This is a genomic window from Pseudomonas migulae (assembly GCF_024169315.1).
Taxonomy (GTDB): Bacteria; Pseudomonadota; Gammaproteobacteria; order Pseudomonadales; family Pseudomonadaceae; genus Aquipseudomonas; species Aquipseudomonas migulae_B.
On record NZ_JALJWR010000001.1, the window covers coordinates 250,420 to 262,475 of the forward strand.

Annotated in this window: 9 protein-coding genes; 5 read left to right on the top strand and 4 right to left on the bottom strand. The window is 54.3% G+C overall.

Features of this window, described 5'->3' with window-relative positions:
- The first annotated feature begins 255 nt into the window (after positions 1-255).
- The gene (locus tag J2Y86_RS01210) at positions 256-2,826 is read left to right on the top strand and encodes a bifunctional diguanylate cyclase/phosphodiesterase (protein WP_253440062.1); all 2,571 of its coding nucleotides are present in this window, start codon (positions 256-258) and stop codon (positions 2,824-2,826) included.
- A gap of 31 nt (positions 2,827-2,857) precedes the next feature.
- On the opposite strand, the gene J2Y86_RS01215 is transcribed toward J2Y86_RS01210, so the two are convergent.
- Entirely contained in the window at positions 2,858-3,262 is a 405-nt protein-coding gene (locus J2Y86_RS01215) for a RidA family protein (RefSeq protein WP_253427490.1), read from the bottom strand.
- 142 nt (positions 3,263-3,404) lie between these two features.
- On the opposite strand from J2Y86_RS01215, the gene J2Y86_RS01220 reads away from it, so the two are divergent.
- A complete protein-coding gene (locus tag J2Y86_RS01220; RefSeq protein ID WP_253427492.1) occupies positions 3,405-4,328 on the top strand; it encodes a LysR family transcriptional regulator in 924 nt (307 codons plus the stop codon).
- Between the two features lie 276 nt (positions 4,329-4,604).
- Entirely contained in the window at positions 4,605-7,406 is a 2,802-nt protein-coding gene (locus J2Y86_RS01225; protein WP_253427494.1) for an amino acid adenylation domain-containing protein, read from the top strand.
- Positions 7,407-7,505: 99 nt separating this feature from the next.
- Here the strand turns inward: J2Y86_RS01225 and J2Y86_RS01230 are convergent, their stop codons facing one another.
- Positions 7,506-9,386 (bottom strand): LTA synthase family protein, encoded by a 1,881-nt coding sequence (locus tag J2Y86_RS01230; RefSeq protein ID WP_253427496.1) that lies wholly within the window; start codon positions 9,384-9,386, stop codon positions 7,506-7,508.
- Positions 9,387-9,731: 345 nt separating this feature from the next.
- Between J2Y86_RS01230 and J2Y86_RS01235 the strand changes: the two genes are divergently transcribed.
- Positions 9,732-10,400 carry an ATPase gene (locus tag J2Y86_RS01235; RefSeq protein ID WP_253427498.1) on the top strand — a complete coding sequence of 223 codons (669 nt, stop codon included), beginning with the start codon at positions 9,732-9,734 and terminating at the stop codon, positions 10,398-10,400.
- 80 nt (positions 10,401-10,480) lie between these two features.
- Positions 10,481-11,266 (top strand): DeoR/GlpR family DNA-binding transcription regulator, encoded by a 786-nt coding sequence (locus J2Y86_RS01240; RefSeq protein WP_253427500.1) that lies wholly within the window; start codon positions 10,481-10,483, stop codon positions 11,264-11,266.
- A gap of 12 nt (positions 11,267-11,278) precedes the next feature.
- Here the strand turns inward: J2Y86_RS01240 and moaD are convergent, their stop codons facing one another.
- Together moaD and moaC are read right to left on the bottom strand one after the other, a co-directional pair.
- On the bottom strand, positions 11,279-11,530 hold the full coding sequence (gene moaD, locus J2Y86_RS01245) for a molybdopterin converting factor subunit 1 (protein ID WP_253427502.1): 252 nt from the start codon (positions 11,528-11,530) through the stop codon (positions 11,279-11,281).
- Positions 11,527-12,033 (bottom strand): cyclic pyranopterin monophosphate synthase MoaC, encoded by a 507-nt coding sequence (gene moaC / locus J2Y86_RS01250; protein ID WP_253427504.1) that lies wholly within the window; start codon positions 12,031-12,033, stop codon positions 11,527-11,529. Before moaC ends, moaD begins: the two co-directional genes overlap by 4 nt.
- Positions 12,034-12,056 lie beyond the last annotated feature (23 nt).

The following is a 12,056-nucleotide window of genomic DNA, read 5'->3' on the forward strand; positions in this document are numbered from 1 at the left end:
GATCATCCTCAAGAATGTGAACCGGACCGGGCAGATATTAACGCTGAACCAGTAACGGTGGGTGCTGCAAATGCTGTGCGGCGCGGGCCCCGGATCATGCCCCGGTGACATCTGTTCATAGTTGGATCGTGCCGGGCGCGGAACCATAGGCTTTAATAGTAAACGGCCCTTCATGGATGCCGCTGCTCATCGTTCTGCCAACGCAGCCGATAGCAGGGTATGCAACGGACTTACGTCATCGACCAGCGGGAATCTATGCCGAACAGTTTTGCCTCCAGTCACTCTTCTTCCTCCCGTCCCTCGAGCGTGGTACTGGCTCGCGCCTCGCTGTTCAAGTTTGTGGGTCTATTGGCCGCCGTGTTTTTACTTGCCAGCTATTCACTCGTTTACCTTGCACAGGATTTGGACCGGGCGGAGGAGGCGGAAAGCGCGTTTTATACGAAGAAGGCCCTCCAGTCGCTGGAGAAGTCGCTGCGCTCAACCGTCAAGGATTACGCCTTCTGGGGCGACGCCTACAAGCACCTGCATACCGAAGTGGACACTGACTGGGCCTTCGTACGACAGAACATCGGACCAACGCTGTACACGGATTTCGGTTTCCAGGGGCTGTTTGTCGTCAACGACGTCGATCGCACCGTTTACTCTGTGGTCAAGGGTGAGCTGAAATCCGTGGAAGTCACCGAATGGCTCAAGCAGCCCATTGCCGGGATTCTTGACAAGGCGCGTGCAGGCGCGGAAACCGAAACGCCGACGACAGCCTTCATCAATGTCGGGGGAGTGCCGGCCCTCGTCGCGGCAGCAGCCATTACGCCGGGCACTGATCCGACAGTGGTGCCTGATGACAGGCCGCCGTCGGTGCTGATTTTTGTCGATGTGTTGAACAGCGCCAAGCTGCTGCGGATCGGCGACGATTTCGGGATCGATCGTCTGCACCTCGCCACGCCCGACGAAGCGGGCACTGCATCGCTCTTTCCACTGGGCGATGACGGTGCGGCCGGCAACCTGCGGTGGAGTCCGCAAAGGCCGGGCCTTCGGTTATTGGGGATCGGGTTGCCATTGATCGGCGTTGCCGCGTTGTTGGTGTGCCTGATGACGTGGGTCATTTTGCGTCGCACGACGGTGGGTGCGCGGGCTCTGGACGCTAGCTTCGCGTCACTGCAAAGCAGCCAGGATGCCCTTGCCACCAGCGAAGCACGCTTTCGCGACGTCGTTGAAGCCAGTTCGGACTGGGTATGGGAAATCGATGCCGAGTGGCATTTCACCTATTTGTCAGAGCGTTTCGAACACGTGACGGGGCTCTCCAGGGACGTCTGGATTGGTGCGGTGATAAATGATCTGCTGAGCACCGAACTGGGCACGCTGTCTCAGTGGCTCAGTATCCCGAGCCGTCGTCCGGATATCAGCATTCAGTGTCGATACATCGATACCGAGGGGCAGGAACGAATCACTCGTCTGTCGGCGCGAAAAATGGAGGGTGGAGGGTTTCGGGGGACGGCGACGGATGTGACAGAGGAAGTCGAAGCCCGTCGGCGTATCGAATTCCTCTCGCAGCATGACGCCCTGACCGGGCTACCGAACAGAACCCGTCTTCAGGAGTTTCTCGACGGTAAACTCAAGGCCGTGCCGACGTTGGACCAGCCGCTGGTGATGCTCAGTCTGGACCTGGATCGTTTCAAACCGGTGAATGACTTGCTCGGGCATGCCGCCGGTGATCGGGTCCTTAATGAAGTGTCGAATCGCCTGGCTGACTGCGTGCGCCACGGCGACCTTGTTGCCCGGGTCGGCGGGGACGAGTTTGTATTGATCCTGACCGACGTCAGTTCCCAGGAAGAAGTCGAGACGCTCTGTCGCCGTTTGATCGAGTCCATCGAGCAGCCGATAGCGATCGATGAGCAGGAAGTGTTCGTCAGCGCCAGTCTTGGCATTGCGATGGCGCCCCATGACGCCTGCGAGGCGACCGAACTGCTGCGCTATGCCGATATTGCCCTGTACGAGGCCAAGGCCGCCGGTCGTAATACCTGGCGCTTTTATGCCGGCGACATGAACGCCAAAATCATCGAGCGCCGTCGTCTGGAAAGCGACCTGCGCTTCGCGATCAAGCATGGAGAACTGCGGCTGCATTTCCAGCCACGCTATCGTATCGCTGACGGTCAAATGGTGGGTGCCGAAGCGCTGGTCCGATGGCAACATCCCGAGCGCGGCCTGATCCCCCCCGACACGTTCATTCCGATCGCCGAGGAATCCGGGCTGATTCTTTCCCTCAGCAACTGGGTGCTTGATACCGCCTGCAGCTACGCTGCGCGGTGGCCGGAACGCTTGTTCGTATCCGTCAACCTTTCACCGAGCGAGTTCAAACAAGGCAATCTGGTCGAGCGCGTTCAGAAAACACTCGCCAGCTCTGGAATCGACCCTGGCCGGGTAGAGCTGGAAATTACCGAAAGCGTCATGCTCGAAGACGCCGCCGGGGCGCTTGAAATAATGCGCACGCTCAAACGTCTCGGTGTGCGCATATCAATGGACGACTTTGGAACGGGATATTCCTCGTTGAGCTACCTGCGCGCATTCCCGTTCGACGGCCTGAAGATTGACCGCAGCTTCTTGAACAGGCTGGCCGATAGCGAGGATGACAAGGCGATCATCCGGGCTATCGTCGGCCTGGGGCGAGCGTTATCGCTGACCGTCACGGCTGAGGGCATTGAAACGGCCGATCACCTGAAGTTGCTGAAATCGGTGTCGTGCGATGAAGGCCAAGGCTATTTCCTGAGCCGGCCGCTGGACACGTTTGCGTTCAATGAGTTGGTAGGCCTCTTCGAGGAAGCTCGTTAGAAGCAGGCCACTCACCCTGAACAACGTTCGTTCATCCCTGGGCGGTTTCTGGAAGCCGGGCGATCACCTTGATCTCGAACTGGAAACCATACAGCCACGTGACGCCGATCCCGGTCAGCGTCGGGTGCGGCGCGTTGCCCCAGAACTCCGGCACGATCTTCCAGATCGTTTCGAACGTCGATTCGGGATCGACAATGAAGACGGTGACATCGATCACGTCGTCAAAGGTGCAACCGGCCGCGTCCAGGATCGCGTTCAGGTTGTTGAAGGCGAGCCGGACCTGATTCTCCAGGTCGGGCTCGGGCGATCCATCTTCCTTGCTGCCCACTTGCCCGGACACAAACAGAAAACCATTGGAGCGAATCGCCGGCGAGTAGCGATTGCGCTCATAAAGGGCTTGGCGTCCGCTCGGAAAAACCACATCGCGGGTTGTCATAAATACCTCCATCAAGGGGCCGAAGCTGACCCGAAACTAACGTTGATGGGACTGTAAGGGCTTGCGCACGGGCGATAAACGAGCAACCTTGGTGATCACTGTTTGGGAAATCCAAACAATCTGATCGATGAAGGGGGCGACGATGGACCGTTTTGATGCGATGCAAGCGTTCGCGCGCGTGGTGGAGGCGGGCAGCTTCACCAAGGCAGCCGACACGCTGCACATGAGCAAGACCACCGTGACCCAACTGGTGCAGCAACTGGAGGCGCGGCTGCGCGTCAAGTTGCTCAACCGCACGACGCGCAAAGTCAACGTCACTGCCGATGGGGCCGTGTATTACGAGCGGGTGATCAAACTGCTGGCCGACATCGACGACGCTGAAACCAGTCTGTCCAGCGCTTCGGCATTGCCCCGGGGCCGGTTGCGCGTCGATGTGCCGAGCCCGTTGGCGAGCATGATTCTGATGCCGGCCTTGCCCGGATTTTACGCGCGATACCCGGATATCCAGATCGACATGGGCGTCAGCGATCGCATCGTCGACATAATCGACGAGAACGTCGATTGCGTGGTGCGCGGTGGTGAACTCACGGATCAGTCGCTGATGGCCCGGCGCGTCGCTGATCTGCCGCTCGGGGTTTTTGCAGCGCCGAGCTACCTGGCCCGGGTCGGCACGCCCTCGCATCCGCGAGAGCTGGAAGAGTCGGATCATCGAATCGTCGGTTTCCTGTGGGCGCGCACCGGCAAACCGTTGCCCTATGCGATGCACAACCACAGTGAGCGCTTGCAGATCAAAGGTCGCTACATTTTGGCTGTCGACGATGGCAACGCCTACCTCGCGGCCGGGCTGGCCGGGCTGGGTGTACTCTGGTTGCCGAAGTACATGTCCAAGACCTTTGAGGCGAGTGGCGAGTTAGTCCCGCTGTTCGAAGACTGGCAGCTCGATACGATGCCGCTTTACGTGGCCTTTCCGCCGAACCGGCATATCAGCCTCAAGCTGCGCGTGTTCATCGATTGGGTCGTCGAGGTGATGGCGCTCCATGCGCCGGTCAACGACAGACAGGGTTAAGGAAGCTCGTTGTGAAAGACGGTTTGCCACGCGATTCATGAAGGCATGTCGGACTCGTTGAAGGGGGCGCCAGTGCAGGTTATTGTGTCCGCCAGACATCGCTCCACTTCAAAATTATCGGCACCATCGGCCACTCTGCACTAACGTTCATGCAGTCGTCGCGAACTGGAACTACGCTGCATGTTTTTGCTCGGCCACCGATATTCCGCGCTATCTGTTACAGGATTTTCGGGGCACGAAGTCACCTCGTATAGATGAAGCGGAGCATACGGATAAATGCACGATCTTCGCCCAGACCCAACGCTCAGTCTGAAGTACTCTGCCGAACGCCCGATATTCCTGGACTTCCTGCATCAGGCGAAGCGTTCGCCTGATGCCATCGCCGTCATCGCTCAAGACGCGACGTGCAACTATCGACAACTTGAAGCGATAAGCCGGCGCATTGCGTCTTCCCTGATCAGAGAGGGTGCTAAACAATCCGACCGGGTTGTTATTGTTTCGAGTCGTTGTGCGGGATTGGTCTATGCAATGCTCGGAGCATCGCGTGCCGGGTTGATGTTCACGGTGGCTGACGTCGCCTACCCGCCAGCGCGTATAGGGCAAATCATTCGGACGCTTGAGCCTTCCTTTGTACTGGTGTGCGGCGAGGCGCCTGTCGAACTCGAGATTGAACGCCTTGCGTCAAATCCGCGGGTCGTTCAAATACCGGAACGTCCCGCCGATGCACTGCAGGCGTTCGCCTGTGATCAAACGAGCTTGCCTGAAGTCGACCCGGCCAATCCGGCCTACGTCACCTTTACCTCCGGCAGTACGGGTGAGCCGAAAGGGATTGTGACCCATCACGCGCCTCTGGTTCACTTCATTGAATGGCATACACAGTGCCATTCGTTATCGCAAGACGATCGCTTTTCCTTGCTGTCCGGTCTGGGGCACGACCCGGTATACCGTGATGTATTTACGCCGCTCTCCATTGGCGCGAAAGTTGTTATTCCGGCCCAGTCAATCGTCATAGACCCCTTTGCTCTGGCTGCGTGGATACAAGAGAACGCAATATCCATTATTCATCTGACACCTCCGCTGGGGAAACTCATTGAAACAGGAGCCAAACCTCGCCAACTTGAATTAGGCGCCCTGCGATATCTGTTCTGGGGCGGAGAAGCATTGAGTAATACGCTGTACAAACAAATACGCGTCGTTGCGCCAAATGCCGTGAGCGTGAACTTCTACGGCACGACGGAAACGCCACAGGCCATGGCGTACCATCCTCTCGATCCTGAAGCCGATAATGCAAAAATCCCGTTGGGCAAGGGGATTGAAGGCGCACAACTGCTGGTCGTGAATAAGTCAAACCAGCTGGTCAGTGAAGGGGAGGCCGGAGAAATACTGATACGCAGCCCTTATTTGTCGTTGGGTTACTGGAATGACACATTGCAAACCAGAGAAAAGTTTGTGGTGAACCCGTTTACGAATGCCGAGCACGATATTTGTTATAGAACCGGTGACCTTGGCACTTATCTTGTCGATGGCAGCGTCAGCTTTTTGGGGCGGGGTGATAGTCAGGTCAAGATTCGTGGCCATCGAATCGAACTGACTGAAGTCGAAGGCGCACTGTCACGGCATCCCCGAATCAAGCAGTGCGTTGTGCTCGCCAACCATGCCACGTCGCTCGCCAGGCTGGTTGCCTACTGCGTCGTGACAACGCCGGTTTCATCGAGTGAATTGCGTGACCATGTCGGCAAGGAACTCCCCGACTATATGGTCCCGGCGTTGTTTGTCTTCCTGGATGCCATTCCACTCACGCCGAACGGAAAGATTGACCGGCGCGCGCTGCCCTCGATTGATAAGGAGGCGCCGATGAGTTCGAGCCAGGACTTGTCACCGCTGGCGCTCCTGCTGGTGGCCGCATGGTCGGAAATACTCGAAATCCCGCGTATTGATGCAAATTTGTCGTTCGTCGAGTTGGGAGGGGATTCACTCTCGTTTGTACAAGCATCCATGGCACTTGAATCGCTGATTGGCCATCTCCCGGATCAGTGGGAAATGATACCGGTACGCCAATTGTGTGAGCTGAGCCATAAAATCCGGCCTTCCCGGTTTTCACTTCGGGCAATGGAAGTTCCTGTTCTTCTGCGCGTCATGTCCATTTTGCTGATTGTGATCGGGCATATGGATCTCTTTTCCAAATGGCTGATTGCAGGCGAAACGAAGGTGTTGTTTATCGTGTCCGGGATCAGCCTGGCAAGGTTTCAACTGCAAGCAATCAATGAGCGTGGTAACGCACGTACGCTTGTGAAGTCGATTGTCAGTATCGCCGCACCCACAATTCTGTACGTCATATTGGTTCAAATCGTCTTCGACAGGGTTCACTGGCAAACGGTGTTGCTTGTTTCGAACTGGTTTCCAGAAAGTGTCGTAGGCACCTTTACCTATTGGTACATCGAAGTTCTTCTGCAAATGATCCTGATCATTGGGTTCGCGTTGTCGTTCGAGCGCGTCAGAAAAACGGTCATGTCAAATCCGTTTCGAAATCTGGTTATTGCAACCTGCGTACTGGCCGTGGCGGATATCCTGATTAATGCCTATCTGTTTGATGCTACGGCACTCTATGACCGAGTGCCGCAACACTATCTGGCGATCATGGTGCTCGGGATGGCCATTCATTATGCCAACTCAAGTGTCCAGAAATGGGTCGTCAGTGCAGTGACCGTCATTGTGCTGGGCGGTCAGGATCTTCTGGTCATCTATGGACCGCACCAGCTGGACATACGCGGCTATGTCGATATCGCCTTGCCTGCGGTTCTCGTGGTCATCTGGGTCAAATCCATTCCGGTGCCAGGCCTCATTGCGCGAGGGCTTGCGTTAATTGCCTCGTCAACGCTGTATATCTATTTGACTCATTTTCAGTTTCAGTCCCTGGCCCGTCATATTGTTGATCTGCCGGCGTTGTCGGTCGTCATCGCCCTTGTCGGTGGCGTCGGGGTTGCCTATGTCTGGAACAAGGTGGTTCGGGTTGTCTTGATGCGCTGGAACAGGGGGAAGAAGAAAACCAGTGCGGATACGGTCGAGCGGGTGGCCTGAATCAGGATTGGGATGAGAGGGGCTCCGGCTAAAGCGCCTGGAGCCCGATATTCCATGGATTCAGGTGCCGGTTAATTTGCAAAGCAACGATGATTAAAATCATTCAGGTTGTTCAGATTTCTTCGAGAAAAGGGCTTTTTGGTACAAGTTATAAGAAAGTAATCGGTTTTTAATGGTGTTGAACTCATTGCCAAGAACAGTTTGAGGTGTTCTTTCTTGTGGGTCGTCTTCGATGTTGTATTTTGCAATGGTGTCTGCACTGTATTCATAGATGTATTTGTGGGGGTGTTCAACGAGTGCTGATGACAATTCGTCAAAAAAGGTAGACATAAAAAACACTCGTTTATCTTGCTTTCTCAATAAACTAACGCCTTGTATATTGAGAGAAGAATCAGTTATTCCAAAAAAATCAGCAATTGTAGGTGTGACGTCAGTCTGGTGACTTGTTGTTGATGTGTTCCGGGGTAATACCTTGCCATTCGCCCAGAATATCAAAGGCACAGTAACTTCCTCTTCGTGCATGGAAGAATTGTGAATAAACAGCCCGTGCTCCCCAAAAGATTCTCCATGGTCTCCAACAAACACAAATAACGTTGAGTCCAAGATGCCTGACTTGCCGAATTTATCCAGCATTTCACCTATCAGGGTGTCTGTTTTCATAATGCATTCTTCGTATTTTGCTATCGTTGTTTGTGAGGTTGAATGGGGATTGCAGTTGTATGGGTAATGTGCTGCGAATGGAAAGTACAGCGCAATGAACCCTTTGCCCTTGTTGGTGATATCTTTCAGGTGCGAAACACTTGACGAGAATAGATGTTCATCACTTTCTCCGAAGCTGCTTTGGTGGTGATTTTTAACTGGGCTGATATCAGAAACTGCATACGCGTTCGGTACGCCTACAGATTTTAAGAAACCATCCATGTTTTCAAATTGTAAAAATAATGAACTGAATGCAACTGCTTCCATATTTCTTTTCTTTATTAATTCATGAATTATGCTGGGTTGATATAAGAGCATCGCCTCTTTTATTTCGATATCCGGGTATGCATGCAATCCGGTAAGTATTGAATAATAGCCTTTGGATGAATGAGGAATTGACACGTACGATTTAGAAAGCATGCCTTCCTGAGAAAGTTTTGCAAATACTGGGTATTTTTCACCGGTGTTTACACCGGCACCAAAAACACTGTTCCATCGAACCGATTCCAGAACAATAACTACCAGGTTCTTGAAGTCTGGAGTGGGCTGGGAGTCAAGCTTTGGAATGTCGTTGATTGTTGATAAAGGGTAAGCGGGCTGTTCGAATTCCGGTAAGGTCTTGGCTTGAGTGGAGTTTAAAGAGATGATGCTTTTAAAAGTAGCAATCAAAGGGTTTGTAAAAATATTTGCATTCAAGTCATAGCGAGCGTCTTTCGTATAAATTGACCATAAAAACATAATTGAAATAAGTAATGTAAATGCTGTCCTGTGTTTGCTTTTTTCTTCCTTGTTTGTTCTTTGGCGTATGTGTGTTTTATAGGTGGCAAATCCAACGAGCAGCCAAGTCATGAAGTATGCAAGGAAGAGGACAAATGCAATGAATCGAAAAGTTAATCCAAATCCAGAGATCTGGTTGAAAAATATTTCTATCCCAGAGGCTAAGTTTCTTGCATTTTGCAGGCTGTAACTTATTAATGAAAAATCCAAAGGTTTGAGCCATAGTTCTCTAACCCTCATGTCTAATAAAAGGCATAGCAAAATAACCCCCGAGGAAACACTCAGCAAGTAAAAATAGTATTTATTCTTGCTTAATACGGTAGTTATTGTCAGGTATAAAATCGCTGAAAGGATCAGGTCTTGTAGTAAGAACAAAAAAATACTGGACGCCCCAGTATCAATCCATCTATTGGAAAAAAAATCTATCAAAATAATTTTCGGTACAAGAAAAAGAGAAACAGCGAGAAGAACAGTTGTATTTAGGAAATAGGCTCTTTTCCTCATGTCTTTCTGTCCTTGAATTCATAGAACAAATGAATCGTTTGAGACGAGGGAGCAGGGAGTCAGCCTCCGGCAGAATCGTCATTACATCAACTTAAGCACCCAGCCTCTGTTTGGGCAAGTAAATCCGGGATTTGAGTGAGCAGTGGTCTCGGGGCTCGCATCGGTTTTTACGAAGGGCTTGGGCCAGAGCCAGATTTTTTCGACTTTTGCGTCGGGACGCATCATGAGGGGCATGCGCAACCATTCGTTTAATCAATAACCACCATCAATAAACGCAAGTTCTGTTTTCCCACCATCGGAGGAGGATACCCACATACCGAACTCGCCTCCGAAGGAACCCGCGCGATGAGAATATCTACCTTGCTGGCCCTTGTCGCCGTATTGACCGGCAGCGCTGCCGCCACCGCATCCGCCTACGCCGCTGAACAAACCTGCCACTTCCTGCCGGTCGCCGACAGCGCCGCCGCCCTGAAGCCTGCCCAATCGGTAGGCGTGCTCTACAGCGAAAACACCATCAGCACCCTCGAATACCTTGAGCAATACCACTCGGTGGCACTGAACGGCGCGAAGAACCCGGGGCTGGATTCACGCATCAGCAACGCCTTCGTGAAAAGCTCCGACCCGAAACTGGCAATCAACTGGCTGATGGATTCGTTGCACAAACAATTTGCCTCGGTGACCGTCTACGACAACCTCGATGCACTGGTGCAGGCGCACCCGGACGTGGTGGTGATGCTGGACACCTACAGCCGGCTGGTATCGAAGCGCAACAACCAGGTTGAAGCGCGGTTCATGGCGAAATTCTACGACGCGAACCTGCAATACATCGGCAAGGCCGAAGGTTCACGTGCGCAACAAATGCCGTCGGTGTGGGTGCATGGCAAGGCAGCGCCGGAAATCGCTGCGCAAATCGACCAGCAGACCGAGCTGCAAGTGAATGCCCTGAAGCAGTTCGATGCCTCGCTGAAGGCACTGGTAACGTCGGGCTCTGTGGCTCAAGTCGCGAGCAACTGACAGTTGCTCACCGCCGCGCCGATTGTGTTTGACCCTGGGTTTGGCTAATCTCGCACAAACCCGCAAATTCAGGCGCAAACATGCACGATCATTCGACGGCCGAGCTTCCTCAATTGCGCCGGCAAAAAATCCTCCTGATCCTCGAGCGTGACGGCAAGGTCATGGCCTCCGAGTTGAGCCAGCATTTCGCAGTCTCCGAAGACACCATCCGCCGCGACCTGTCGGAATTGGCCACGGCCGGCCTGGTGCAGCGCGTGCATGGCGGGGCGCTGCCTCGTCCCAAGGACACGGGCAAGGATTACTTCACCCGCGTCAGCGAAACCGACGAGGTGAAAATCCGCCTGGCACAGCTCGCCGCAAACCGGGTGGAAAATGGCCAGATCGTGATGTTCGATTCCGGCACCACCACGCTGCAGATCGCGCGTTCGTTGCCGGCGGATATTTCCATCACGGCGATCACGACCTCGCCGATGACCGCGATTACCCTTGCCGAATACCCAGGCATCAAAGTGATTCTGGCGGGTGGGCAACTCAACCTGGCGACGATGTCGGTCAGCGGTCACGAGGCAGTGCGCTTGCTGCAGGGCATCAAGGCCGACGTGCTGTTCACCGGGGTCTGTGCGATCCATCCGGAAGTCGGCATCAGCTCATTGCATTTCGACGAGGTGCCGGTGAAACAGGCGCTGATTGACAGTGCTTCGCAAGTGATCGCCGTCACCACGGCGGACAAGCTGGGCGCGGTGGAACCGTTCGTGGTCGCGCCCTGCAGTCGCATTCATACGCTGATCACCGAGCGTCATGTGGCGTCGGGCGATGTCGGTGATTATCGAAAACTGGGCATCGAAGTGATTCAGGCGCAGGACTGAAAACGACGCCACTCAGCCGCCAGTGACTGGCGGAAAAAACGCGATCTCGTCAAAGTCTTCGACGGCCTGATCCAGTCGGCACAAATCCTGGTTCACCGCACACATCAGGTTGCTCTCACTGAAAATGTCCGCCCAGACACCGCCGCGCGCGATCAGCCGTTGGCGGATGTCATCGACTGTGTTGAGCGAGGCATCCAGCGGCAGTTTTTCACCGCCAAGGTTCAGCTGCTCGCGATAGCGTGCGAAGTAACTGACGAGAATCATTGCGCGTCCTCCAGATTGAATTGCCCTGACCGGCCACCCTGTTTACTGAGCAAACGGATGTCGCCAATGACCATGCCGCGGTCTACGGCTTTGCACATGTCGTAGATGGTCAGCGCGGCGACGCTGGCAGCGGTCAGTGCTTCAAGCTCGACGCCGGTCTGGCCTTCGAGGCGACAGGTGCTGACGATTTTCACGCTGTCGGGCTCGCAGACCTTGAGCTCGATTTGAATCGAACTGAGCATCAAGGCATGGCAGAGCGGAATCAGTTCATGGGTTTTCTTCGCCGCCATGATGCCGGCGATCCGGGCGACGGCGAACACATCGCCCTTGGGGTGCCCATCTGTCTGAATCAACTTCAAGGTCTCCGGGCGCATGCGCACCCACGCTTGGGCCTTGGCTTCGCGTTGGGTCAGCGACTTGTCGCTGACGTCGACCATATGTGCGCGACCTTGGCTGTCGAGATGTGTCAATCGGTCGGGTGGGGTGTTTAAAAGTTCTGTCATGAGAGGCTCGCCTGATCGAAATG